General features: G+C 65.5%; 28 protein-coding genes. 13 read left to right on the plus strand and 15 right to left on the minus strand.

Going from position 1 to position 24,762, the window contains the following annotated elements; all coding sequences use genetic code 11:
* Positions 1-61: 61 nt before the first annotated feature.
* Positions 62-556: a phosphoglycerate mutase family protein gene (locus tag MRY80_RS04835; RefSeq protein ID WP_293288596.1), complete on the plus strand. Its 495-nt coding sequence runs from the start codon at positions 62-64 to the stop codon at positions 554-556.
* A 59-nt stretch (positions 557-615) separates the two neighbouring features.
* Here the strand turns inward: MRY80_RS04835 and MRY80_RS04840 are convergent, their stop codons facing one another.
* The 3 genes from MRY80_RS04840 to MRY80_RS04850 all read right to left on the minus strand — a co-directional run bounded on the left by MRY80_RS04840 (position 616) and on the right by MRY80_RS04850 (position 2,089).
* Positions 616-978 carry a tRNA-binding protein gene (locus tag MRY80_RS04840; RefSeq protein ID WP_293288598.1) on the minus strand — a complete coding sequence of 121 codons (363 nt, stop codon included), beginning with the start codon at positions 976-978 and terminating at the stop codon, positions 616-618.
* Positions 979-994: 16 nt separating this feature from the next.
* A complete protein-coding gene (locus MRY80_RS04845) occupies positions 995-1,495 on the minus strand; it encodes a YbjN domain-containing protein (protein WP_293288600.1) in 501 nt (166 codons plus the stop codon).
* Positions 1,496-1,831: 336 nt separating this feature from the next.
* Entirely contained in the window at positions 1,832-2,089 is a 258-nt protein-coding gene (locus tag MRY80_RS04850; protein ID WP_293288602.1) for an accessory factor UbiK family protein, read from the minus strand.
* Positions 2,090-2,217: 128 nt separating this feature from the next.
* On the opposite strand from MRY80_RS04850, the gene lgt reads away from it, so the two are divergent.
* The 6 genes from lgt (at position 2,218) to MRY80_RS04880 (ending at position 7,866) form a co-directional block, all read left to right on the plus strand.
* Positions 2,218-3,069: a prolipoprotein diacylglyceryl transferase gene (lgt, locus tag MRY80_RS04855; RefSeq protein ID WP_346433386.1), complete on the plus strand. Its 852-nt coding sequence runs from the start codon at positions 2,218-2,220 to the stop codon at positions 3,067-3,069.
* Positions 3,066-4,154: a class I SAM-dependent methyltransferase gene (locus tag MRY80_RS04860; protein ID WP_293288606.1), complete on the plus strand. Its 1,089-nt coding sequence runs from the start codon at positions 3,066-3,068 to the stop codon at positions 4,152-4,154. Before lgt ends, MRY80_RS04860 begins: the two co-directional genes overlap by 4 nt.
* A 78-nt stretch (positions 4,155-4,232) precedes the next feature.
* A complete protein-coding gene (gene pgeF / locus MRY80_RS04865) occupies positions 4,233-5,021 on the plus strand; it encodes a peptidoglycan editing factor PgeF (protein WP_293289607.1) in 789 nt (262 codons plus the stop codon).
* A gap of 35 nt (positions 5,022-5,056) precedes the next feature.
* A complete protein-coding gene (locus MRY80_RS04870) occupies positions 5,057-6,208 on the plus strand; it encodes a Xaa-Pro peptidase family protein (protein ID WP_293288608.1) in 1,152 nt (383 codons plus the stop codon).
* A 42-nt stretch (positions 6,209-6,250) separates the two neighbouring features.
* Complete coding sequence (locus MRY80_RS04875) at positions 6,251-6,793, plus strand: hypothetical protein (protein WP_293288610.1); 543 nt, start codon at positions 6,251-6,253, stop codon at positions 6,791-6,793.
* Between the two features lie 134 nt (positions 6,794-6,927).
* Positions 6,928-7,866, plus strand: coding sequence for a ribose-phosphate pyrophosphokinase (locus MRY80_RS04880; protein WP_293288612.1), 939 nt, complete (start codon positions 6,928-6,930; stop codon positions 7,864-7,866).
* Here the strand turns inward: MRY80_RS04880 and chrA are convergent, their stop codons facing one another.
* A complete protein-coding gene (chrA, locus tag MRY80_RS04885; RefSeq protein ID WP_293289609.1) occupies positions 7,867-9,198 on the minus strand; it encodes a chromate efflux transporter in 1,332 nt (443 codons plus the stop codon).
* A gap of 201 nt (positions 9,199-9,399) precedes the next feature.
* On the opposite strand from chrA, the gene MRY80_RS04890 reads away from it, so the two are divergent.
* The 4 genes from MRY80_RS04890 (at position 9,400) to ychF (ending at position 12,867) form a co-directional block, all read left to right on the plus strand.
* Positions 9,400-10,161: a YHYH protein gene (locus MRY80_RS04890; protein ID WP_293288613.1), complete on the plus strand. Its 762-nt coding sequence runs from the start codon at positions 9,400-9,402 to the stop codon at positions 10,159-10,161.
* 150 nt (positions 10,162-10,311) lie between these two features.
* Positions 10,312-10,953 carry a 50S ribosomal protein L25/general stress protein Ctc gene (locus MRY80_RS04895; RefSeq protein WP_293289611.1) on the plus strand — a complete coding sequence of 214 codons (642 nt, stop codon included), beginning with the start codon at positions 10,312-10,314 and terminating at the stop codon, positions 10,951-10,953.
* A gap of 32 nt (positions 10,954-10,985) precedes the next feature.
* Entirely contained in the window at positions 10,986-11,759 is a 774-nt protein-coding gene (gene pth / locus MRY80_RS04900; RefSeq protein ID WP_293288615.1) for an aminoacyl-tRNA hydrolase, read from the plus strand.
* A 4-nt stretch (positions 11,760-11,763) separates the two neighbouring features.
* Entirely contained in the window at positions 11,764-12,867 is a 1,104-nt protein-coding gene (ychF, locus tag MRY80_RS04905) for a redox-regulated ATPase YchF (RefSeq protein ID WP_293288617.1), read from the plus strand.
* 77 nt (positions 12,868-12,944) lie between these two features.
* Here the strand turns inward: ychF and MRY80_RS04910 are convergent, their stop codons facing one another.
* The 9 genes from MRY80_RS04910 to MRY80_RS04950 all read right to left on the minus strand — a co-directional run bounded on the left by MRY80_RS04910 (position 12,945) and on the right by MRY80_RS04950 (position 21,951).
* Positions 12,945-13,154, minus strand: coding sequence for a DUF2892 domain-containing protein (locus MRY80_RS04910; protein WP_293288619.1), 210 nt, complete (start codon positions 13,152-13,154; stop codon positions 12,945-12,947).
* A gap of 89 nt (positions 13,155-13,243) precedes the next feature.
* The gene (locus MRY80_RS04915) at positions 13,244-13,906 is read right to left on the minus strand and encodes a Crp/Fnr family transcriptional regulator (RefSeq protein ID WP_293288621.1); all 663 of its coding nucleotides are present in this window, start codon (positions 13,904-13,906) and stop codon (positions 13,244-13,246) included.
* A 25-nt stretch (positions 13,907-13,931) separates the two neighbouring features.
* On the minus strand, positions 13,932-14,624 hold the full coding sequence (locus MRY80_RS04920; RefSeq protein WP_293288623.1) for a DUF599 family protein: 693 nt from the start codon (positions 14,622-14,624) through the stop codon (positions 13,932-13,934).
* A gap of 17 nt (positions 14,625-14,641) precedes the next feature.
* On the minus strand, positions 14,642-15,181 hold the full coding sequence (locus MRY80_RS04925) for an adenine phosphoribosyltransferase (RefSeq protein ID WP_293288625.1): 540 nt from the start codon (positions 15,179-15,181) through the stop codon (positions 14,642-14,644).
* 105 nt (positions 15,182-15,286) lie between these two features.
* A complete protein-coding gene (locus MRY80_RS04930; RefSeq protein ID WP_293288627.1) occupies positions 15,287-16,141 on the minus strand; it encodes a cytochrome c1 in 855 nt (284 codons plus the stop codon).
* 32 nt (positions 16,142-16,173) lie between these two features.
* Positions 16,174-17,457: a cytochrome b N-terminal domain-containing protein gene (locus MRY80_RS04935; protein WP_293288629.1), complete on the minus strand. Its 1,284-nt coding sequence runs from the start codon at positions 17,455-17,457 to the stop codon at positions 16,174-16,176.
* 1 nt (position 17,458) lies between these two features.
* A complete protein-coding gene (gene petA / locus MRY80_RS04940) occupies positions 17,459-18,004 on the minus strand; it encodes a ubiquinol-cytochrome c reductase iron-sulfur subunit (RefSeq protein WP_293288631.1) in 546 nt (181 codons plus the stop codon).
* Between the two features lie 192 nt (positions 18,005-18,196).
* Positions 18,197-20,107, minus strand: coding sequence for an ABC transporter ATP-binding protein (locus tag MRY80_RS04945; RefSeq protein WP_293288633.1), 1,911 nt, complete (start codon positions 20,105-20,107; stop codon positions 18,197-18,199).
* The gene (locus tag MRY80_RS04950) at positions 20,104-21,951 is read right to left on the minus strand and encodes an ABC transporter ATP-binding protein (RefSeq protein WP_293288635.1); all 1,848 of its coding nucleotides are present in this window, start codon (positions 21,949-21,951) and stop codon (positions 20,104-20,106) included. The genes MRY80_RS04945 and MRY80_RS04950 overlap by 4 nt, the downstream gene beginning before the upstream one ends.
* A gap of 457 nt (positions 21,952-22,408) precedes the next feature.
* Between MRY80_RS04950 and MRY80_RS04955 the strand changes: the two genes are divergently transcribed.
* Positions 22,409-22,873, plus strand: a complete 465-nt coding sequence (locus MRY80_RS04955) for a tRNA (cytidine(34)-2'-O)-methyltransferase (protein WP_293288637.1) — start codon at positions 22,409-22,411, stop codon at positions 22,871-22,873.
* A gap of 3 nt (positions 22,874-22,876) precedes the next feature.
* Here the strand turns inward: MRY80_RS04955 and MRY80_RS04960 are convergent, their stop codons facing one another.
* Complete coding sequence (locus MRY80_RS04960) at positions 22,877-23,320, minus strand: hypothetical protein (RefSeq protein WP_293288639.1); 444 nt, start codon at positions 23,318-23,320, stop codon at positions 22,877-22,879.
* A 72-nt stretch (positions 23,321-23,392) separates the two neighbouring features.
* On the opposite strand from MRY80_RS04960, the gene MRY80_RS04965 reads away from it, so the two are divergent.
* Positions 23,393-23,821, plus strand: coding sequence for a MarR family transcriptional regulator (locus MRY80_RS04965; protein WP_293288641.1), 429 nt, complete (start codon positions 23,393-23,395; stop codon positions 23,819-23,821).
* A 12-nt stretch (positions 23,822-23,833) separates the two neighbouring features.
* On the opposite strand, the gene MRY80_RS04970 is transcribed toward MRY80_RS04965, so the two are convergent.
* The gene (locus tag MRY80_RS04970; protein ID WP_293288643.1) at positions 23,834-24,715 is read right to left on the minus strand and encodes an AraC family transcriptional regulator; all 882 of its coding nucleotides are present in this window, start codon (positions 24,713-24,715) and stop codon (positions 23,834-23,836) included.
* Between the last annotated feature and the right edge of the window lie 47 nt (positions 24,716-24,762).

The following is a 24,762-nucleotide window of genomic DNA, read 5'->3' on the forward strand; positions in this document are numbered from 1 at the left end:
TTTGGCCGGAAGGGCCTTCCGTGGCAGTCTCGTTCTTCCAGGGCAGGAAGTGGAGGCTATCATGCTGCGTATCGTGGTCGCCGCAGCGATTTCGGCGGCGGCAACCCATCCCGTTCCGGTCCATACCCAGGAAGCGGTCTACATCATTCGCCATGCGGAGAAGGAAACCGCCGACCAGGATCCGCCGCTGACCGCGGAAGGGCGCGACCGCGCCGCGAAATGGGCGCAGATGTTGCGGCGTGCAGACATCGATGTCGTGATCACCAGCGACGCCAGGCGAACGCGTGAAACCGGCGGCATCATCGCCGAAGAGCTGGATGTCCCGCAAACGCGACTGCCGGCGAATGACGTATCGGGGCTGGTCGACCTGATCCAGTTCGATCACGAGGAGGATACCGTCCTCGTCGTCGGACACGCGGAGATCATTCCCTCGATTGTGTCTGCACTGGGCGTGGCGGAGCCGGTCGTCGTCAGCCAGGACGACTTTGCCAACCTTTTCGTCGTCACGGGCAACGCCGAAGGCATGCCGCGAATGATCAGGCTGATCATGCCCTAGCGCGCGTCGTGCTCGTCCTTGTGTGAAAAAGAACCGGCCGGCCCCGTCGGCGTCCGGGTCTAGAGCAATCGCCGGCCGTTCGGCACGGTGTGTCCCGGCCCGGCCAGCACCACCGCGCCATCCTCGTCGTGGAAGCCGAGCGTCAGCACCTCCGAACGGATCGGCCCGATCTGGCGAGGCGGAAAATTCACCACCGCCATGACCTGCCTGCCGATCAGATCCTCCGGATTGTAGTGCACGGTGATCTGCGCCGACGATTTCTTCACCCCGATCTCGGGGCCGAAATCGATCATCATCTTGATCGCCGGCTTGCGCGCTTCTGGAAACGGCTCCGCCTCGACGATCGTGCCGGTGCGGATATCGACCTTCAGATAGTCGTCAAAGGAAATCTCGGGCGCAAGCGCCTCAAAATCCGTCGCCACGATCCGTCTCCCCGCGTCAGGCTTCGCCGACCGTCTCGAACATGGTGCTGTCGAGAGCTTCCCGCGCGGTCGCGCCCGACCACAGCACGAACTGGAAAGCCTGGTAATAGGCCTCGCAGGTCTCGATGGCGCTCGACAGCATCACTTCCACCTGCGCTTCCGTCGCCTCGGCGCCGCCGGCCAGCAGCAGCGAGTGACGGAACATCACGGCGCCTTCCTGCTCCCAGAGGTCGAAATGCCCCATCAGCAACTGTTCGTTGATCAGCGACAGAAGACGCATCAGTTCGGCGAAGCGGCTCTCATGCACCTTCACGTCGAAGCCGCAGGCGAAATGAAGCGACTCGAAGTCCTCCATCCACGCATAGGAGATGTGATAGTTGGTCCAGTGCCCCTCGACCGCCACGGCGATCTCGTCGTCGCCCGTGCGTTCGAAATTCCAGTCATTCACATGAGCGACCTGCTCGATCACATCCACGGGATGTGCGGCACGGTAGTAGTCCAGCTCAATCAGGCTCATTGCCAATCCTATTCCGTTTTCCGTCCCGGCGGACGGCGCTTCAAACCGTTCATTACGCGACACGGCGACGATGAAGGCGAACGAGTGCTGCAACGGACTGACGCGGCTGCGCTAAACTTTCATTCGCTGATACGAATCACTCAATGAATTCAGTCTATTGATCCGTGAATCAGAGGAAACCCCCTTGGTTAACAAAGGGTAAATATCGGGTGTGGATATCTTTGGCCGCTCACCGGACGCGACGGCGTAAGCGACTCTGAACGCTCGATTTTTCGTCAGAAAAAAGTTCGGCGCAGGGCTGTGAAGTTTTTGTGAATTGCGGCTCGCGACCGCAAATCAGGCCTGGTCGGCGAGCTTGCGCTCCAGCTCCGCGAGACGCGCGGCCAGCGCTTCGTTCTCGTCGCGCGCCTTGATGGCCATCTCGCGCACCGCCTCGAACTCCTCGCGCTTCACCAGATCCATGCCCGAAAGCATCTTCTCGGCCTGGTGCTGGAAGGCCGTCTCGACCTCGCGCCGCATGCCTTGCGCCGTGCCCGCCATGTCGGTCATCAAACGGGCGAAATCGTCCATAAACTTGTTGGGGCCAGTTGTCATCGCGGCGACTCCCGTGTTCTAGAGCTTCACCCATAGCTATTGCCGCGCCGCATGCTTTACAAGGCGGCGTGCGACCGATCGCCGGCCGGCCGGCGCGACGCCTTTCCGCAACGAGCCCGAAAACGATGCTGTCCCCCGTCTTCAGTCAACTCGCCATCGCCTTCCCGCAGATCGATCCGGTCATCTTTCAAATCGGACCGCTGGCGATCCGCTGGTACTCGCTGTCCTACATCGCCGGCATCGTGCTCGGCTGGCTCTACGCGCGCCGCATCGTGCGCAACGACCGTCTGTGGGGCGGCAAGTCGCCGGTGTCCGTCACCGACCTGGACGATTTCCTGCTCTGGGCGACGATCGGCATCGTCGTCGGCGGCCGGCTGGGCTTCGTCCTCTTCTACGACCTCGGCCTCTACCTGCAGGAACCCGCCAGGATCTTCGCCACATGGCAGGGCGGCATGTCCTTCCACGGCGGCCTGATCGGCACGACGATCGCCATGTTCGCCTTCGCGTGGCGGCGCAAGCTGCCCGTCTGGAGCCTCATCGACATCGTCTCGGCGGTCGTGCCGACGGGGCTGTTCTTCGGCCGCGTCGCCAATTTCATCAATTCCGAACTCTGGGGCCGCCCGACCGACGTGCCCTGGGCCGTGGTGTTTCCGACTGGCGGCGACGTTCCCCGCCATCCGAGCCAGCTCTACGAGGCCGCGCTGGAGGGCATCGCCCTGCTGCTCGTCTTGCGGCTGTGCACGCACGGCTTCCTGAAGCTGAAGACGCCCCGCTTCGTCACCGGCGTCTTCATCGGCGGCTACGGGACCGCGCGCATCTTCGTCGAGTTCTTCCGCGAGCCGGACTACCAGATCGGCTATCTGTTTGGCGGCTGGCTCACCATGGGCATGGTGCTCTCGCTCCCGATGGTCGTTCTCGGCGTTATCCTCGCCGCCTCGGCGAAACCCCGCCCGGAAACGACCGCCGCGCCGCAGGAATGACGACGCCGCTCGAAACGCGCATCCGCCGGCTGATCGCGACGACCGGCCCCCTGCCGGTCTCAGACTACATGGCCATGTGCCTGTTCGATCCGCAGGACGGCTATTACACCACGCGCGAGCCCTTCGGCGCCGATGGCGACTTCGTCACCGCACCGGAAATCAGCCAGATGTTCGGCGAGATCGTCGCCGCCTGGCTCGTTCATGCCTGGCGCCTCCTCGGCCGCCCCGCCCCCTTCGCGCTGGTCGAGATGGGCCCCGGACGCGGCACGCTGATGCGCGACATCCTGCGAACCGCGCGTGTGGACCCGGCCTTCCGGGCCGCGGCGAAAACCTGCCTCGTCGAAACAAGCGGCCGCCTGCGCGCCGTTCAGCGCGAGACGCTCGGAGCGGACGCGGCGGAATGCGCATGGCTCGAAGATCTGTCAGCATTGCCCGCCCTGCCCCTTCTCTTCGTAGCCAACGAACTGTTCGACGCCGTCCCCGTTCGCCAGATCGTCAAGACGCCGAACGGCTGGTGCGAGCGCCTTGTCGGGCTGCACGACGAGGACGGTCTCGCCTTCGTCGCCGGCCCACCGCTCGCCGAACGGTCTGTCCTGCCCGCCGGCGCCGACAGCCAACCAGATGGTGCCGTCTTCGAATATGCGCCTGCCCGCGAGGCGATCGCTACGCAGTTGGGCGCACATCTGGCGGCACAGGGCGGCGCGGCGCTGCTGATCGACTACGGCCACGCCCGTTCCGGCTTCGCCGACACGCTGCAGGCGGTGCGCGACCATCGCCCCGTTTCCGTATTCGAGACGCCCGGCGCGGCGGACCTGACCAGCCATGTCGATTTCGAGGCACTGGCCGGCGCGGCCCGCGCTTCGGGCGCTTCGGCCCACCCCGTCGCCACCCAGGGCGCGTTCCTGCTGGCCCTCGGTCTCGCCGAGCGGGCCGGCGCGCTGGGCCACGCCAAGGACGAAAAGACCCAGGCCGAAATCCGCGCCGCTGCCGAACGCCTCGCCGGAACGCGCGACGGCGAGATGGGCGATTTGTTCAAGGTCCTGTGCCTGACGGGCGCGCCCATGGCGCTCCCGCCTTTCGCGTGAATTGCGAAATCGAGCTTGTTGACATGGTCATGAAGCTGCAACAGGCTGGTGGCGATGGAGTAGATGCTTCCCATGAACATTGAACACCGGAACGCAGTGCGCCCGATACAGTCGGACCACCTGGCCGGCATGCGGAGTGTCCGCCACGGCTTCTTCACGCGTGAAGGCGGCGTCTCTTCCGGCATCTATTCGGGCCTGAATGTCGGCCTCGGCTCGGATGACGAGCCGGCCCGCATCCACGAGAATCGCGCCCGTGTGGCCGCGTGGCTCGGCCGTCCGGACCAGCCCCTGTCCACGCCGCATCAGGTCCATTCCCCGGACGCCGTCACGATATCGGAGCCGCTGGCCGAATCGGCCCGCCCGAAGGCCGACGCCGTCGTCACGGCCACGCCCGGCGTCATCATCGGCGTGTTGACCGCCGATTGCGGGCCGATCCTGTTCGCCGACGAGGAAAACGGCGTCGTCGCCGCGGCCCACGCCGGCTGGAAGGGTGCCTTCGGCGGCGTCATCGAGAACACGATCGAGGCGATGATCGCGGCCGGCGCCCGCCGCGAGGCGATTCGCGCCGTGCTCGGCCCGTCGATCAGCCAGGACAGCTACGAGGTCGGGCCCGAGTTCCAGGCCCGCTTCGTCGAGGCCGATGCAGGCCATGCACGCTTCTTTTCCCCGTCGCAGCGCGAGGGCCATTTCCTGTTCGATCTGCCGGCCTATGTTGTGGAACGTCTGCAAAAGGCCGGGGTCGACGCCACTTGGACCGGCCATTGCACCTATCGCGACGAGGGCCGCTTCTATTCCTATCGACGGACGACGCACAGGAACGAGCCCGACTACGGCCGGCAGATTTCCGCGATCGTACTGGGCGACTGATTTTCACCGATTGCAGGCAGTGAGGAGACGCGAAAATGGCATTGCATTTTGACGCGCAGGAATTCGAGGACCGCAAGAACCGCCTTCTTGCCGAAATGAAGACCGCGAAATACGACGCCATGCTGCTCTTCGCCCAGGAGAGCATGTACTGGCTCACCGGCTACGACACGTTCGGCTTCTGCTTCTTCCAGTGCATGATCGTCGAGAAAACGGGCGAGGTGACGCTGCTGACCCGCTCGGCCGACCTGCGCCAGGCCCGCCACACCTCCAATGTCGAGACGATCGTCGTCTGGGAAGACCGCGCCCAGGCCAATCCGGCTCGCGAACTGCGCGACCTCCTCTCTGACCGCGACCTGCTCGGCGCGCGCATCGGCGTCGAATATGACACGCCGGGCCTGACCGCCTTCAACGGCCGCCGCATCGACGACGCGCTGAGCACCTTCGCCACCTTGGACGACGCCTCCACCCTCGTCACCCGCCTCCGCGCGATCAAGTCGGATGCCGAGATCGCCTATGTCCGCAAGGCGGGGGCGCTCGCCGACGACGCGCTGACCGCGGCCATTCCGCTGATCAAGCGCGACGCGGACGAGAGCATGATCCTGGCCGCGATGCAGGGCGCCGTCTTCGAGGGCGGCGGCGACTATGCCGGCAACGAGTTCATCATCGGCTCCGGCGAGGATGCGCTTCTGTGCCGCTACAAGTCCGGCCGCCGCACCCTGTCGGAAAACGACCAGCTGACGCTCGAATGGGCCGGTGCTTACCGGCGCTATCACGTCGCGATGATGCGCACCGCCGTCACCGGCACCCCGACGCCCCGTCATCTCGAACTCTACGAGGCCGCCTGTTCGGCGCTGGCCGCCTGCGAGGCCGTGATGAAGCCGGGTCACACCTTCGGCGACGTGTTCGACGCCCATGCCAGGGCGATGGCCGCCGCCGACCTCACCCGCCACCGGCTGAACGCCTGCGGCTATTCGCTCGGCGCGCATTTCACCCCGTGCTGGATGGACAGGCCGATGTTCTACGCGGGCAACCCCGTCGCCATCGAGCCGAACATGGTCCTGTTCGCCCACATGATCATCGCCGATTCCGACACCGGCACCGCGATGACCCTGGGGCAGAGCTACCTCACCACAACCGAAGGGCCCGAATGCCTGTCGCGTCACAACCTTGATTTGATCGTGGGTTAAGGTAATTTCGATGCGGATGCGGGAGATGCGGGAAGGGGCAACATGACGCATATTCTGGCTCGGCTGGCCGGCATTTTGATGCCGCTCGCACTGGTCGCCGCTTGCAGCGTCTCCGACCTCGGCTTTGGCGGCAAGCAGAACGAATCCGAAGCGCAGTTCCCGAATGTCAACAACGCGCCCGCGTCGACGCCGGCTGCCGCGCCCGCCGCGACGACGGCGAGAAGCGCGACGGTCTATTACGCGCCGATCGTCGGCGCGCCGGTCAATCTGGTCGCCGCCCTGTCGAAGCGCCTCGTCGAGGTCGGCCGGGCGAACGGCATCCAGCCGGCGCCGGCCAACACGCAGGGCCTCAACCACGAGATCAAGGGCTATTTCTCCGCCTTCACCGAGAACGGCTCGACGACGATTGTCCATGTCTGGGACATCGTGACCCCGAGCGGCCAGCGCGTGCACCGCATCCAGGGCGAGCATTCCGTGCCCGGCGCGACGGCCGATCCGTGGCAATCCGTGACGCCGCAGGCCATGGAAGCGATCGCCACGACGGTCATGACCCAATATGTCACCTGGCTCAAAAGCGGCGCCTAGAAGGCCCGCCGCTACCATCCGGAAACGCTGATTCGAGTTTTTGCACTGCGAAAGCGGCCTGACGCCTTGCAAAGCAAGGCGATGGCTGTAAAACCCGCGCCAAACTATCCTCAGCATGCACCGGCAGGGCGGCAATGAAACTATTCGCTGGCAACTCCAACCGCCAACTGGCCGAGTCCGTTGCGAAATACCTGGGAACGGGCGTCGGCAGGGCCAGCGTCCGCCGCTTCGCCGACGAGGAGATCTTCGTCGAGATCCAGGAAAACGTGCGCGGCGAGGACGTCTTCATCCTCCAGTCGACGGCCTATCCGGCCAACGACCACCTGATGGAACTGCTGATCATGATCGATGCGTTCCGCCGCTCGTCGGCGCGCCGCATCACGGCCGTGGTCCCCTATTTCGGCTATGCCCGCCAGGACCGCCGCATGTCCGGCCGCACGCCGATCTCCGCCAAGCTGGTCGCCAACCTGATCACCCGCGCCGGCGCCGACCGCGTCCTGACGCTTGACCTGCATGCCGGCCAGATCCAGGGCTTCTTCGACATCCCGACCGACAACCTCTTCGCCGTGCCGGTGATGGCGCGCGACATTCGCGCCAAGCACAAGGACCTGTCGAGCGTGATGGTCGTCTCGCCCGACGTCGGCGGCGTGGTGCGCGCCCGCGCCCTGTCGAAGCGCCTCGACGACACGCTGCTCGCCATCGTCGACAAGCGCCGCGAGAAGCCCGGCGAATCGGAAGTGATGAACGTCATCGGCGACATCGAGGGCAAGGCCTGCTTCCTGATCGACGACATCATCGACTCCGGCGGCACGCTCTGCAACGCCGCCGAGGCGCTCCTGGAAAAGGGCGCGCAGAGCGTCACCGCCTACATCACCCATGGCGTCCTGTCGGGCGGCGCAGTCAACCGCATCATGGCCTCCAAACTGACCGAACTGGTCATCACCGATTCCATCCAGCCGACCGCTGCCGTGGAATCCGCGCCGAACATCCGCGTCCTGTCGATCACCGACCTGATCGGCGAAGCGATCGCGCGCACCTCGCACGAGCAATCCGTCTCCAGCCTGTTCGACTGATCAGCCGGCGACAAGGCGCATCGCAAGGCCCGCCCCAGCTGCGGCGGCCAGCACCGCCAGCATGTTCGCTCGCCGGCGGATCAGCGCCAAACCCGCGATCACGGCGATCGCCAGCGCGAACGCATCGAGATCGCCCAGTCGCGGCGCCGGCAGGCTGAGCGGACCGAGACGCAGGTCGGCATGGTCGCCGAACAGCACATGCAGCCCGAACCAGACCGCCAGATTGGCGATCACCCCGACCACCGCCGCCGTGATCGTCGCGAGACCGGCGGCGAGCCAGCGCACATGGCGCAACGCCTCCACATGTGGCGCGCCGGCAAAGATCCAGAGGAAGCACGGCGCGAAGGTGAAGAACGCCGCCACCATGCCGCCCGCCAGCCCGCCGGCAAGCGGCGAAAGCCCCTCGATGCCGGTCCCGGCCAGAAAGCCGACAAAGACGAGCACCAGCACCAGCGGTCCGAGCGTCGTTTCGGCGAGCCCCAGCCCCGCCAGCATCTCGTCCGGTTTCAGCCAGCCATACAGCTCCACCGCCTGCTGGCCGACATAGGCGAGCACGGCATAGGCCCCGCCAAAGGTCACCACCGCCGTCCGCGAGAAGAACAGCGCCGCATCCGCCAGCACATGCCCGCGACCGAAGATGGTAACCAGCGTCGCAAGCGGGATCAGCCAGACGGCGATCCACATCGCCGTGGTCGCCAGCGCGCCTCCCCGCCGCCGGTCGCCCCGGGGCTTGATCGCTCCCTCTCCATCGGCCGACGCGACGGTTGGCAGAAGCCCCGGCGCAAAGCGTGAGAACGCGATGCCGAGCAGCCCGGCACCGATGACGATCAGCGGAAACGGCGCCTTGAAGAAGGCGATCGCGACGAATCCGGCGCCCGCGACCGCCACCATCAGCCGGGTCTTGAGCGCCTTGCGGGAAACCTTGATCAGCGCCTCGGCGACGATCGCCAGCACTGCCGCCTTGACGCCGTAGAGCAGCCCCGCAACCGCCGGGACGTCGCCATAGAGGACGAACACCGCCGACAGCGCCAGCATCATCGCCAGTCCGGGCAGGATGAAGAGCAGCCCCGCCGCCAGCCCGCCGCGCACCCCATGCATCAGCCAGCCGGAATAGGTGGCGAGCTGCATCGCCTCCGGCCCGGGCAGCAGCATGCAGAAATTCAAGGCGTGCAGGAACTGCGCCTCGCCCAGCCATTTCTTCTCCTCGACCAGGATACGATGCATCACGGCGATCTGCGCGGCCGGCCCGCCGAAGGACAACAGCCCGATGCGGGCGAAAGCCCGTGCGGCCTCCGCCTCGCTGATCGCTGGCGCGATGTGTCGGTCGGGCATCGTCATCCTGCTTTCCGGATCGGTATGGCTCCCTATCGTCATGTCTTGTGACAGGCCCATGTCACAAGGCAAGGCGTCATGCCGCTGCCGGCCGGTTGCGGAACCGAACATGAAGAAAGGTTAAGTTGTAGCGCCGGTCCGCCTTTCCTACCCTGCCGCTCGTCATGGGGATGACAAAGGCTCGCAGGAGGAACGGAGCTCATGAAACGCCTGACACCCATCATGCTGTCGTCCATGCTCGTGGCAACGACGACGCAAGGCGCATTCGCCCACGACAACGAGGTCTCGATCACACGGCAGAACGGCCAGGCCTGCATCGCCACCAACGGCCTGCCGAACCATGCCACCGGACGTTTCCCCAATCGCGGCAATCCCAACCGGATCAGCGCCCAGCACGTCCGCTATTGCGTCACGCAGAATCCGGTCAAGGGCCGGTCCGCCCATTGGCAGCGCGGCTCCGTCGGCGTGGCCCTCAACGGCGTCGCGATCCGCCCGGGCACGGCCGACTACTGGGATCCGCGATCACCGCGCGGCTTCAGCCGCGACCGATCGTCGGGCTGGAACCTGGAGGGGATCGGCGCCTCCGACAAGCTCGGCATGGACGCCAACAACGCCCATGTCGACGAGCGCGGCCTCTATCACTATCACGGCGTGCCGACCGGCTATCTGAAGACCGCGTCCGACACGCTGATCGGCTACGCCGCCGACGGCTTCGAGATCCACTATGTCGGCGCCGGGGCACGATCGGGCTGGACGCTGAAGACGGGCGCCCGCCCGAGCGGCCCCGGCCAGCGCTATGACGGCACCTACAACCAGGACTGGGAATACACAGGCGGCGCAGGCACGCTCGACCAGTGCAACGGCGGCACGCTCAACGGCGAATTCGTCTATTTCGCCACCGACACCTATCCCTTCTATCCGCGCTGCCTGTGGGGACGCCCCAGCGCCGATTTCCGCCGCTGACCGCGGCTGCTTGCGCGTGCCGGCGCATTGCGCTATAGGCACGCGCATCCGCGCAGACACCCTTGGAGGCAGCGCGGGCGAAGCCGGGTGACCGGCTTTGGTTTTTCTGGAAACAGCAAAACACTCCATATGTCCTCGAAAGGAAACGCCATGAGCGAGACTTACGTGCTCAAGGCCGAGGCGCGCGAACGGGTCGGTAAGGGGTCCGCCCGAGCAATTCGCCGCGACGGCAAAATTCCGGCTGTCATCTATGGTGACAACCAGTCCCCCCTGTCCATCACGCTTCCGCTGAAGGAAGTGACGATGAAGATCCACGACGGCGGTTTCATGACCACCGTGGCCGACATCGAGCTTGACGGCACCAAGCACCACGTGCTGCCGAAGGCTTACGAACTGCACCCCGTGAAAGACACGGTGATGCATGTCGATTTCCTGCGCGTTTCGGCGAAAACCGACGTCGTCGTCGAGATCCCGGTGCACTTCATCAATGAAGAGACCTGCCCCGGCCTCAAGAAGGGCGGCGTTCTCAACATCGTCCGTCACGAAGTCGAAGTGCATTGCCCGGCCGGCTCGATCCCGGAATACTTCACCGTCGATCTCTCCGGTTTCGGCCTGGGCGACGCCATCAAGATCTCGTCTGTGGATCTGCCGGCGAAGGTCACCCCGACCATCACCGATCGTGACTTCACCATCGCCACCATCGCGGCTCCGGCCGGCCTGAAGAGCGAAAGTGGCGGCGAAGGCGAGGACGAAGGTCAGGCAGAAGCCGAGGTCGAGGCCGGCGAGGAGTAATCCCGCGCCTCGAGGCGTAACGGAACGGACCCATGCTCGTCTTGGCAGGCCTTGGCAATCCCGGACCGAAATACGCCGCAAATCGGCACAATATCGGCTTCATGGCGGCGGACGCGATCGTCCGCCGCCATTCGTCTTTCGGGCCCTGGCAGAAGAAGTTCAACGCCGAGATCTGCGAAGGCCGGCTGGAGGGCGAGAAGGTCCTGCTGATCAAGCCGCAGACCTTCATGAACGTTTCCGGCCAGGCGATCGGCGAGGCGCTGCGCTTCTACAAGCTCGGCCCTGAAGACCTGATCGTCTTCTACGACGAACTCGACCTCGCCCCCGGCAAGGTCCGCATCAAGACGGGCGGCGGTTCCGGCGGCCACAACGGCATCAAGTCCATCGACGCCCATTGCGGCAAGGACTACAGGCGCGTGCGCCTGGGCATCGGCCACCCCGGCGCCAAGGAGCGCGTCCACGGCCACGTGCTGGGCGATTTCGCCAAGGCCGACCAGGCCTGGCTCGATCCCCTGCTCGACGCCGTCGGCGAGCATGCCGGTCTCATCGTCAAGGGCGACGACTCCGGTTTCATGAACAAGATCGCGCTTGCCTTGGGAGACACCGCCATGCCGGCCGCCAGGAAGAAACCGTCACAGGCGACCCCTGCCGGCCAGAAGCCGGGCAACAATTCTGGCAAGAATCCTGGCAAGAACCTCGGCAAGAAACAAAGCCATATCCGCCAGGCGCGCGACACCGCGCCGAAGATGCCCGCCAGCGGGCCGATGGCGGACATGCTGAACAAGCTGTTTGGAAAGAAGGACTGACCCTATGGGTTTCAAATGCGGCATCGTCGGCCTGCCCAATGTCGGCAAGTCGACGCTCTTCAACGCGCTGACCAAGACCGCCGCCGCACAGGCCGCGAACTATCCGTTCTGCACCATCGAGCCGAACACCGGCGAGGTCGCCGTCCCCGACAGCCGCCTCGACAAGATCGCCAAGGCGGCCGGATCGAAGGAAATCATCCCGACCCGCATCAGCTTCGTCGACATCGCCGGCCTCGTGCGCGGCGCGTCGAAGGGCGAAGGCCTCGGCAACCAGTTCCTCGCCAACATTCGCGAGGTCGATGCGATCGTGCACGTGCTGCGCTGCTTCGAGGATGACGACATCACCCATGTCGAGGGCCGCATCGACCCGGTGTCGGATGCCGAAACCGTCGAGACGGAACTGATGCTCGCCGACCTGGAGAGCCTGGAACGCCGCATCGTCCAGATCCGCAAACGCGCCACCGGCAAGGACAAGGAAGCGACGACCCTTCTGCCCGTGATGGAGCAGGCGCTCGCGCTGCTGCAGGACTCCAGGCCCGTCCGCCTGATGCTCGACGGCATCGCCGCCGAGGACCTCGCCATCCTGAAGAGCCTCAACCTGCTGACCTCCAAGCCGGTCCTCTATGTCTGCAACGTCGAGGAGGCCGCTGCGCCGACCGGCAACGCGCATTCGCAAGCCGTCGCCGCGATGGCGGAAAGCCAGGGCGCGCGCACCGTCGTCATCTCGGCGGCGATCGAATCGGAGATCGCGCAGCTCGACGACGCCGAGGCGCAGGAATATCTCGACACGATGGGTCTCGAGGAACCCGGCCTCGACCGGCTGATCCGCGAGGGCTACGGCCTGCTCGACCTGATCACCTTCTTCACCGCCGGACCGAAGGAAACCCGCGCCTGGACCGTGCGCAAGGGCGCCAAGGCGCCGCAGGCCGCAGGCGTCATCCACACGGACTTCGAAAAGGGCTTCATCCGCGCCCAGACCATCGCCTATGACGACTACGTCACGCTGGGCGGCGAAGTCCCGGCCAAGGAGGCCGGCAAGGCGCGCGACGAAGGCAAGGAATACGTCGTCCATGACGGCGACGTGCTGCTCTTCAAGTTCAACGTCTGATCACGCCTCGACAGCGGGCCGCTTCCGTGGCCCGCCGGTCGGATCGTGCAAAGCCTTCCGGCACGTGCTGCAGGCCGTCAGCCCTTCTTGCCTTCGGTGTTGATGCCGAGCAGCGTGTAGGGCGGGCACCAGCGCAGTACGGCCGTCGCCAGCAGCACGAAGCCCACGATCAGGGCGATCCAGCCCAGAACGCCGGTCACGTTGCCCGTGAAGTAGAGCGCGATCAGAATGACGGCGATGATCGCGCGGATGGCGCGGTCCGTGGTGCCCATATTGTGCTTGAACATGTCAGTATCCTCTCGATGGTTCTCCCGGTGAGAACCATACAGCAGAATATCCCGGCGTCTTCAGTGACCTTGTCACCAAATCTTGCAGTCTACTGGCCCTCGCCCGCGGCCAGACGCCGAAGACCCTCGCCTGCGATGATCTGCACGGCGCCCCGCTCAAGCGAGACGATGCCGCGTCCAGACAACGCTTCCAGCCGCCGCGAGACCACCTCGCGCGCCGATCCTATGGCCGCCGCGATCTCGGCATGCGTCGCCCGGACGACACCTTCTTCCCCCGCATTGTCGAGCAGCCACTGCGCCAGCCGCTGCTCCACCTTCACGAAGGCGACCATCTCCAGGAGATGCGTGATCTCGCCCATGCGCTCGGCGAAGGCGGCGAAGACGAAGCGGCGGAACGCGCCCGATTCGGTGATCAACCGCTCGAAGGGCGCCGGCGGGACGACCACCGCCACCACATCCGTCTCCGCGATCGCCTCGCCGCTATAGACCTGCGAACCGAGCATGCCGAGCGTCGTCTGCACGCAGGTATCACCGGGATCGATGGAGTAGAGAAGCAGGTCGCGCCCGGTGCGGCTGTTGAGAAACACGTTGATGCGCCCCGAAAGCGTCAGCACGAAGCCGAAGGGCGCGTCGCCCGGCCGAAACAGCACGGAGCCTGCCCGGAACAATTGCGGCGTCAGCCCGTCCAGCATCGACCGTGACGTATCGTCGAAGACGGCGTCATAGGCCGTGCCGGCGATCCAGGCGCTCATCCGGCAATCCTCCCCCGCCACGCAATCATTCGATCAGGATCTGCCGGGCCCGGGAGAAATACTGCCGGCGCGCCAGAACCCCGATGACGAACACCGTCGTGAACACCAGCGCCGCCGGCCCCAGGAACCAGCCCAGATAGGCCAGCCCGAAGAAGATTGCGCGCATGCCGGCCGTGAAGTGTCGGCTGGCGACGATGTTCATCTCCGCGGCCCGCAGCGCGGATGCCTTGCGCTCCTCGAACGGGGCGTCCTGCGTGTGGCGGACGCCGCCGATCAGGATCGAGCAGTAGTTGAACAGCCGATAGGCCCAGCCGAACTTGAAGAAGGCGTAGACGAAGATCGTCGTCAGCCCGAACACCTTCAGTTCGAACAGCCCGCGCGGCGCCGGCTCGATGAAGGGGATGTCGCGGAAGATCTGCAGCACCGCGTCGGTCGAGCCGAACAGCGCGAAGCAGCCGCCGATCGCCAGAATGCTGGCCGACCCGAAGAAGGCCGAGCCCTGCTGCAGGCCGGTGACGATCGCGGTGTCGATCATCCTCAGATCGCGCTCCACAAGCGTCAGCATCCATTCGCGCCGCCTAATCGCCATCAGGCCCGACAGGCTCTTGCGGTTGAGCGGAGTGCGATCCACCACCACCTCGAAAGCGAGCCATGCGACGGCGAAGAAGGCGAGCGCGAGGAGGTCTCTGCCGCCGGCGATGGAAAGGACGGACTCCATGGCTGCCCGCCCCGACCCTAGTCGCCTTCGAACTCGATGAGGGTGCGCACCGGAACGCCGAGCGCCTCGATCTTCTTGCGCCCGCCGAGATCCGGCAGGTCCACGACGAAGCAGGCGGCGACGACTTCGGCGCCCATCTGCTGCAGGAGCTTGACCGCCCCTTCCGCCGTGCCGCCGGTGGCGATCAGGTCGTCGACGAGGATGACGCGCTCGCCGGTCTTCACCGCGTCCTTGTGCATCTCCATCTCGTCGACGCCATATTCCAGGCTGTAGGCGATGCGCACGGTGTCGTAGGGCAGCTTGCCCTTCTTGCGGATCGGCACGAAGCCGGCCGACAGCTGGTGCGACATCGCACCGCCGAGGATGAAGCCGCGCGCTTCCACGCCGGCGATCTTGTCGATCTTGGTGCCGGCATAGGGATGCACGAGTTCGTCCACCGAGCGGCGGAACGCGCGCGCGTCACCCAGAAGCGTGGTGATGTCGCGGAACATGATCCCCGGCTTCGGATAGTCCGGAATCGTGCGGATCGCCGCTTCGAGATTGTCGCGCAAGCTCATGGTTTGCCCCTTCTGCCCTGCCGGGTTTTGCCGGATCATGTCCTGATCGTTCCCAAAAGAAAAGGGCGCAAGAGCGCCCTTTCCGAAGCCTTGATTGTAAGGAGGTCAGTGCGCGACGCGCGACCAGACCTGCCTCTTGGCGATGTAGAGGAATGCGGCGAAGACGATCAGGAAGATCATCACCCGGAACCCCATTTCCTTGCGCTCGACGAGGTGCGGCTCGGCGGCCCACATCAGGAATGCGGCGATGTCGCGCGCTTCCTGATCGAGCGTGGCGACGGTGCCGTCGTCATACTCGACGTCCTCGCCATAGAGCGGCTGCGCCATGGCCAGAGCCGTGCCCGCGTTGAAATACGGGTTGTAGTGCAGGTCGCCCGGCACCTCGACATGCGCCGGCGGCTCTTCGCCATACCCGGTCAGCAGCGAGTAGATGTAGTCCGGCCCGGCCTCGTTGTACTGGGTGAAGACGTCGAAGATGAAGCGCGGGAAGCCGCGCTCCACCGCCCGCGCCTTGGCGATCAGCGAGAAGTCCGGCGGCAGCGCGCCGTTGTTGACCATCTTGGCTTCCGCGTCATTGGCGTAGGGTCCGGGGAAGTGGTCGGTCGGCAGGGCCGCCCGGGTGAACATCTCACCGTCCTCGTTCGGGCCGTCCTCGACCTCGTACTGGGCGGCGAAGGACTTCACCTGCTCTTCGGAGTAGCCGAGGTCTTCCAGGGTGCGGAAGGCCACGCGCTTCATCGAGTGGCAGCTCGAGCAGACATTGGCGTAGATCTTCAGGCCCCGCTGCAGCTGCGCCTTGTCATAGGTGCCGAACGGGCCGGCAAAGCTCCAGCTCTGCTCATGCGGATGTTCAAGAGGATAATGGACCGTGCCCCCTTCTTCCTCCGCCGCTTGCGCGCCGGGCAGGACGAGCGTCATGGCAAGGGCCGCGGCGCCGATCGTGGCAATGATGTGTTTCATTGTTTCGTTCCCGTATGTTTGCGCCCGACGGCTCAGTCCTTGGCTTCCGACGATGCAGAGGCGCGATTGCGCTCGAGCACCGCTTCCGTGATGGAATTCGGCAACCGGCGCGGCGTCTCGATCAGTCCGAGAAGCGGCAGGATGATGATGAAGAAGCCGAAGTAGTAGGCGGTCGCAATCTGCGCCAGCGTCGTGTAGACGCCTTCCGCCGGCTTCGAGCCCAGCCATCCGAGCAGGATCGCGTTGGCGACGAAGATCCAGAAGAACAGCTTGTACCAGGGCCGGTAGACCGCCGAGCGGACCTTCGACGTGTCGAGCCACGGCATCACGAACAGCACGGCGATCGAGCCGAACATGGCGAGCACGCCGCCCAGCTTGGAGTCGATCGGGCCGATGTCGAAGGTGATGGCGCGCAGGATCGCGTAGAACGGCAGGTAGTACCATTCGGGCACGATGTGGGCCGGCGTCACCAGCGGGTTGGCTTCGATATAGTTGTCCGGGTGGCCGAGGAAGTTCGGCATGTAGAAGACGAAGTAGGCGAACACGACGAAGAAAACCATCATCGCGAAGGCGTCCTTGATCGTCGCGTAGGGGGTGAAAGCGACGGTGTCGGTCTTCGACTTCACTTCGATCCCGGTCGGGTTCGTCTGGCCGGTCACGTGCAGCGCCCACACATGCAGGACGACGACGCCGGCGATCATGAAGGGCAGCAGGTAGTGCAGCGAGAAGAAGCGGTTGAGCGTCGGGTTGTCGACCGCGAAGCCGCCGAGCAGAAGCTGCTGGATCGGCTCGCCGACTACCGGGAAGGCGGTGAAGAAGCCGGTGATCACGGTCGCGCCCCAGAAGGACATCTGACCCCAGGGCAGAACGTAGCCCATGAAGCCCGTCGCCATCATCAGCAGATAGATGATGCAGCCCAGGATCCACAGCAGTTCGCGCGGCGCCTTGTAGGAGCCGTAATACATGCCGCGGAAGATGTGCAGGTAGACGGCGATGAAGAAGAACGACGCGCCGTTGGCGTGCATGTAGCGGATCAGCCAGCCGGAGTTGACGTCGCGCATGATGTGCTCGACGCTCGAGAAGGCGAGGCCCGTCGAGGCGGCGTAGTGCATCGCGAGCACGACGCCGGTCAGGATCTGCGCGACCAGCATCAGCGAAAGGATGCCGCCGAAGGTGTAGGCGTAGTTCAGGTTGCGCGGAACCGGATAGGCGACGAAGGAATCATACATCAGCCGCGGCAGGGGCATGCGCGCGTCGATCCACTTTTCGATTCCGGTGTTCGGCGTGTAGGTGCCGTGATGTTCGAGCTGGCTCATCTTAGGCTCCTGCGGTGTCCGTGCCGATCACAAGGGTGGTGTCGCTCGCGAACACATGCGGCGGGCTCGGCAGATTGATGGCGGCCGGTCCGCGCAGAATGCGGCCGGTCATGTCGAACACCGAACCGTGGCAGGGGCAGGCCCAGCCTTCCGGCGCGTTCTCGACGGTCTTGGGGATGCAGCCCAGATGCGTGCAGTTGGCGGACACGACGATCCAGCCGGAATCGGCGCCTTCGACCTCGTCGATGCGCTCGTCGGCCGGCTGCCAGTCCTTCATGTCGCCCGCGGTCAGGGCGCCTGCGGCGGTGACTTCCTCTTCCGTCAGGCGGCGCACGAAATAGGGCTTTCCGCGCCACGTGACGGTGATCACCTGGCCCGGTTCCACGGCGGAAATGTCGATTTCGACCGGCAGGCCGGCGGCGCGGGTCACCGCATCCGGGCGCATCTGGTCGATGAACGGCCAAGCCAGACCGGCGGCGCCGACGACGGCCATCATTCCGGTGGCGACCATAATGAAGTCGCGGCGCGTCGGCTCATCGGAAGTCATTGTTTCTTCGCTCACAGGAGCAATCCTTTCAGGTACAGTCACTGTGACGGCAGCCAGTCCGGACAAGCGCACCCCACGCCCGCGTCCGCAGCCGCGTCCCCGCGATCCCTTATGTCGGATGCAGGCACTTGTCCAGCCTCGACCATGGGATGACGGCAACATGTCGCGCGGGATTGTCGTGGAAAAGCAGGCCTATTCCGCAGCCTCGCCGAGAGCGAGGAAACCGCCGGACTGACGCGCCCACAAACGGGCGTAAAGACCGTCCGGTTTCTTCACCAGTTCGGCATGGCTGCCCATCTCGACGACCCGGCCGCGATCCATGACGATCAGCCGGTCCATTTCGGCGATCGTCGACAGGCGATGCGCGATCGCGACCACCGTCTTGCCGGCCATCAGCCCCTGCAGGTTCTCCTGGATCGCCGCCTCGATGTCGGAATCGAGCGCCGAGGTCGCCTCGTCGAGGATCAGCACCGGCGCGTCCTTCAGCATGACGCGCGCGATGGCGACGCGCTGGCGCTGGCCGCCCGACAATTTGATGCCGCGTTCGCCGACATGGGCGTCATAGCCGCGCCGGCCCTTCGGGTCCTCAACGCCGAGGATGAAGTCGTGCGCATGCGCCTTCTTCGCCGCCTCGATGATCTGCGCGTCGGTCGCGTCCGGGCGGCCGTAGGCGATGTTGTCGCGCAGCGAGCGGTGCATCAGCGACGGCTCCTGGCTGACCACGCCGAACTGGTCGCGCAACGAGGCCTGCGTCACCGCGCGGATGTCGTGCCCGTCGAGCAGGATCCGCCCGCCCTCGACGTCGAACAGGCGCAGCATCAGGTTGACGAAGGTCGACTTGCCGGCCCCCGACGGCCCGACAAGCCCGACGCGCTCGCCCGGCTGGATCTCCACCGACAGCCGGTCGAACAGTTCGCCGTTCTTCTTGCCATAGTGGAAGGTCACCTCGTCGAAGCGGATATGGCCGCTGGAGGTCGGGATTTCGATCGCGTCCGGCCGGTCGCGGATCGTCGGCACCACCGAGATCGTCTCGGTGGCGTCCTGTACAGTGGAGTAGGAACGGATCAAGCCATTGATGTTGAACATCATCCAGCCCGACATCTGGTTCAGCCGGAAGACCAGCCCCATCGTCGCCGCGATCGCGCCGGTCGACATGGCGCCGCTCGTCCAGGCCATGACCGCAAGCGCCCCGACGGCCGTCATCATGAAGCCGTTCAGGATCGCCACGCAGCCGCGCACGGTCGTGATCATGCGCGTCAGATGCGTCACCGCGCTCAGATAGTTGGTCAGCGCTTGGCGGATGCCGCCGTCCTCGCGCCGCCCGTTGTCGAACAGCTTGACCGACAGGATGTTGGTGAAGATGTCGACCATGCGGCCGTTGAGCACGGCGCGCTCATTGGCGTTTTCCTTGCCCGCCCGGCGCAGCCGCGGCAGCAGGAAGCGGATGATCAGCGCGTAGCCCGCGCCCCAGATCGCCACGACCACGCCCATGCGCCAGTCGAGCGTCGACAGGATCGAGGTCGTCAGCACCACGAAGGTCAGGAACGACCACATCGCCTGCAGCGAGGTGACGATGAAGTCGCCGGTCGATTCGCCGGCCTGCATGACCTTGGTGGCGATCCGGCCCGCGAAATCGTTCTGGTAGAAGGTGTAGGGCTGCTCGATCACGCGGCGGAAGGATTGCCAGCGGATCATCGTGTAGAAGCGCGGCGTGATCACCTGCTGCTCGATCACCGCCGCCCCGATCATCACCACGGCGCGCACGACCAGCAGCAGCACCCCCAGGCCGAGCAACTCGTGCCAATGGTCCTGCAACAGCGTCGCAGGGGTCGAATTGTCGAGGATGTCGATCAGCCAGCCGACGGACCAGTAGAGCGCCGCGTCGATCGCGCCGACAAGGCCGCCCACCACCAGCAGGAGGATGAACGGCCCGCGTGCCTGGTTGGCAAAATGCAGGATGAAGCGCCATGCCGTCTGCGGCAGGAGGTCGCGGTCCGTCTCCGGAAACGGCTCGATGAACCGTTCCACCCGGTTCCACACCGGGTGGTCCATGTTGCGAAGGCGCGATTCGGGCTCCTGACCCGGCCTGAAGCGATTGCTCATTCCGCTGCGACCGCCTCCCCTGCATCGATGAAGCCGCCCGACTGGCGCGCCCAGAGCTGCGCGTAGAGCCCGTCGGACGAGCTGAGCGTCTCATGCGTGCCTTCCTCGACGATGGCGCCCTTGTCGAGCACCACCAGCCGGTCGAGACTGGAGATCGTGGACAGGCGGTGCGCGATGGCGATCACGGTCTTTCCTTCCATCAGGGCGTTGAGGTTGTCCTGGATCGCCGCCTCGACTTCCGAATCGAGCGCCGACGTCGCCTCGTCGAGCACGAGGATCGGCGCATTCTTCAGGAAGACGCGCGCGATCGCAATGCGCTGCCGCTGCCCGCCGGACAGCTTCACGCCGCGCTCGCCGACATGGGCGTCATAGCCGGTGCGCCCCTGCGGATCGACCAGGTCGAGGATGTAGTCATGCGCGTTGGCCCGCTTCGCCGCCGCCACGACCTCCGCGTCGGTCGCGTCCGGCATGCCGTAGGCGATGTTGTCGCGCACGGAGCGGTGCAGCAGCGACGTGTCCTGGGTGACGACGCCGATCTGCGAGCGCAGCGAATCCTGTGTCACGCCGGCGATGTCCTGGCCGTCGACCAGGATCCGCCCGCCTTCGAGGTCGTAGAGCCGCAGGAGCAGGTTCATGAGCGTCGACTTGCCGGCGCCCGACCGGCCGACAAGGCCGACCTTCTCGCCGGGCTGCACCGTCAGGCTCAGATCCTCGATCACGCCGCCCTCCTTGCCGTAGTGGAAGCGGATGGCCTCGAAATCGATGCGGCCCTTGTCGACCGACAGCGACTTGGCGCCGGGCGCGTCCTGCACGGCGCGCGCCCTGGAGAGCATCCCCATGCCGTCCTCGGCCATGCCGAGATTCTCGAACACGCTGGCCATTTCCCACATCACCCAGTGCGACATGCCTTCCAGGCGGAACACCACGCCGACGGCGACCGCGATGGCGCCCACCGAGGCCGCGCCGCCCGCCCACGACCAGATGCCGAGGCCCGCGACCGAGAACAGCAGCAGGATGTTGCTGATGTCGAGCAGCATGTTGAGGCTCGACGCCAGCCGCATCTGCGGATGCACCGTGTCGAGGAACTCGTCCATCGCGTCGCGCGCATAGGCTTCCTCGCGCCTGGAATGGGCGAAGAGCTTCACGGTCATGATGTTGGTGTAGCTGTCCACCACCCGGCCGGTCATCGTCGACCGCGCGTTCGACTGGATTTCCGAGATCCGCCGCATCCGCGGCAGGAAATTGCGCAGCAGCAGCACGTAGACGCACAGCCAGGCGATGAAGGGCAGCATCATCCACAGGTCGAGCGTCGCCACCAGCACCAGCGCACCGGCGAAATAGACGACCACATAGACCAGCACGTCGAGGATCTTCGTCACCGTCTCGCGCACGCCAAGCGCGGTCTGCATCATCTTGGTGGCGACGCGCCCGGCGAACTCGTCCTGGTAGAAGGAGAAGCTCTGGCCGAGCAGGTAGCGGTGCGCCTTCCAGCGGATCAGCATCGGGTAGTTGCCGAAGACGGTCTGGTGCATCAGCAGCGTATGCAGCGCCGAGCAGACGGGAAGCGCGACCAGCAGCACGAAGGCCATCCAGAACAGCCGCCACCCCTCCGTCGCCAGAAAGGTGGACGGGTCCGCGCCCGCCAGCCAGTCGACGATGTTGCCGAGGAAACTGAACAGCAGCACCTGGAAGATGGAGATCGCCGCCGTCAGCACGGAGATCAACGCCAGCCAGGGCCAGATGTCCTTCGTGTAGTGCCAGCAAAAGGCGACGAGCGTCGACGGCGGCTGGGCCGGCGTCTCGGCGGGAAAGGGATCGATGCGATTTTCAAACCACGAGAACATGGCGAACCTCTTGGGGGTCAATATGGTGTCCGATCGCGGATCGGCCAGAAGACGGGGCGGAAGCGGCGTCTGCGCGGATCAGGCCCGCGCCGGACGCGTCCGGTTTTGAAAGCGGCGCGCAAGACGGCGCGCGAATGAAGAATTCAAGGCAATGGAACATGACCGTAATCCGTCCTGGTTGAACCAAAACGCGGTCACGACAAAATGCGACGAATGCTGTCCTTGAACCGCTGGTTGGCTAGCTGCGCGATGCGCCGGCTGGAAGTGGCGCCATGAGGACGCCCCAGGGGAGCACGACGCGCAAACGCATGATGATTGTGTCCATCGGTCGCCTCCTGAATTGCGGTTGACGCCGGCTTCATATACCGACCGGGCGTCCGCAGCTAGTGCGGATCGGCAACACTTGCCGGCAAGGCCGCCCTCTCCTGTCAGATGCTGACGCCCGGATCCGGTGACGATGACGCTGCAAATCGCCCTTTTTCAGCCCGACATTCCCGGCAACACCGGGTCGATCCTGCGGCTGGCCGCCTGTCTCGGCGCGACGGTGCATGTGATCGAGCCGGCCGGCTTCGACATGTCCGACCGTGCGCTGAAGCGCGCCGGCATGGACTATGTCGAGATGGCCGCACTCACCCGCCACCTCAACTGGGACGCCTTCGAAGCATGGCGCAACGCCGAGGCCCGCCGCCTCGTCCTGCTGACGACGAAAGCCGAAACGCCCTACACGGCGCATCACTTCCGGCGCGACGACGTCCTGCTCTTCGGCCGCGAGAGCGCCGGCGCGCCCGACCACGTCCACGACGCCGCCGACGCGCGCCTGACCATCCCCATGGCCAAAGGCGCGCGCAGCCTCAACCTCGCCCTGTCCGCGGCCATGGTCGCCGGCGAAGCGATGCGTCAGACGGGGTGGGCCGCCCCCTGACGATCACGCCGCCTTGCGCTTCGGCCGGCGCATCGCCATCCCGTCGCGCATGTTGAGCGCCAGGAGCGTGATGTTCGACGCCCCGGCGATCAGTTCGATGCCCTGCACGACCATGAACGCCGTGTCGAACGCGCCCTGCCCCGCCTTCATCGCCAGGAAGATCGCGCTCGGGACAAGCACCAGGAGCCCGGTCGCGGCGATGATCTTCATGCGCGTCTTCTTGGCGGAGACGACCGGGCCGCGCCAATTCGCGCCCAGCGAAAAGCCCGAGCCGCCGGCGAATGCCATGGCGGGGATCAGCACCGCGAAACTGTAGAGCACCGCCGTCTTGACCGCCGCGACCTGGTCCGGCGAACCGAACAGCTCGGCTGTCACGGTCGATGTCCAGAACGCGACGATGGTCACAAGCGCGATCGCGCCGGATACGGCATGGATGGTCTTCTTCATGTCAGCCTCCAATTATATAGCTTGCTATCTAAATAGGTTTGAATAGCCTGCTATGCAATGCTAATTTTCGGCATGACCTTCAAGAAATCCGAATCGGCCGGCTATCTGGCCAACCACATGGCGCGGCTCTTCGCGCTCGCCCTGCACGAGCGCATCAGGCCGCTCGGCCTCGCCCCGGCGCAGTTCATGACGCTTCTGGAATTGTGGAACGAGGACGGGCTGACCCAGAAGGACCTCGTCCAGCGCATCGACGTCGAACAGGCCACCATGGCCAACACGCTGAAGCGGATGGAGCGCGACGGCCTCGTCACCCGGCATGAAAACCCGGACGACCGCCGCGCCCAGCTCGTCCGCCTGACCGACAAGGGCAAGGGCCTGAAGGACGACGCGACGGCCGCCGCCGCCGCCGTCAACGAGGAGGCGCTGTCCGGCTTCAGCGAGGAGGAACGCCGCGCCTTCCTCGCGATGATGACCCGCGTCATCGCCGCGCTGCGCGGCTGACCTGCCGATCCGCTATTTGAGCGGCAGGAACAGGTCCGCCACAGTCTCGTGCTCCGCCACTTCCGGGAAGAAGCGCAGCCGCTGGCAATAGAGCGGGAAGTCGCGCGTTTCCTCGCCGCTTTCGGGCAGCCAGTCGCGATAGAGATAGAGCGCGGCCGGCTCCAGATTGTCGGTGTTGCCGACGACCCGCAGCACCGCGCAGCGCCCGCCGGGGATCTCGCCGGGTCTGACCGCCTCCCCCTTCGCGTCGATCGGCGTCTCCGTCCCGACGCACAGGTCCACGCTGTAATCGGCCGGCGACGCGGGCCGTTTCTCCGACCGCCAGACATTGAAGGTCGGATGCGTGCGCGGATGCAGCCCGCAGGCCTGCCGCCACGCGATGAAGCGCTGGATGGTCGCCCCCAGCGTCGCCGGGTCGCCCCGGTGTTCCATGATGGCTACCGGCGTCGGGTCCACGTCGCGGATCGTCACGTCGTCAGCGGTGAAGGTCTTCTGCATCAGCTTGCTCCTTGCGGTTTCGAGAGGCTCCAGGGCGGCAAGCCACGGCTCCCATTCGGGAGATTTTCGAAACGACGAAGGCGTCTGCCCGAACCGTTGCCGAAAGGCGCGGGCGAAGGCGTCCGGCGCGTCATAGCCGGCATCCATCGCGACTTCGGTGACGCTCAAGGCGTCCCGATAAGCCAGCTGGTGCGAGGCCCGCTTCATGCGGGCAAGCTGGACATAGCGATGCACGGACAGCCCGAAGGCCGCCGCGAACTGCCGGTGGAAATGGAATTTCGAGAAAGCCGCGACGCGGCTCACCGTCTCCAGGTCCAGATCGTCGTCGAGATGCCGGTCGATGAAGTCCAGCGCGCGCCGCATCCGCTCATGATAGTGTCGAAGCGCCGGCTTCATCGTCCAATCTCCGTGGCGACCTCAGCTAGCCTCTCACCCCTGTCGCG

It is taken from the genome of Oricola sp., assembly GCF_022763245.1.
Classification (GTDB): Bacteria; Pseudomonadota; Alphaproteobacteria; order Rhizobiales; family Rhizobiaceae; genus Oricola.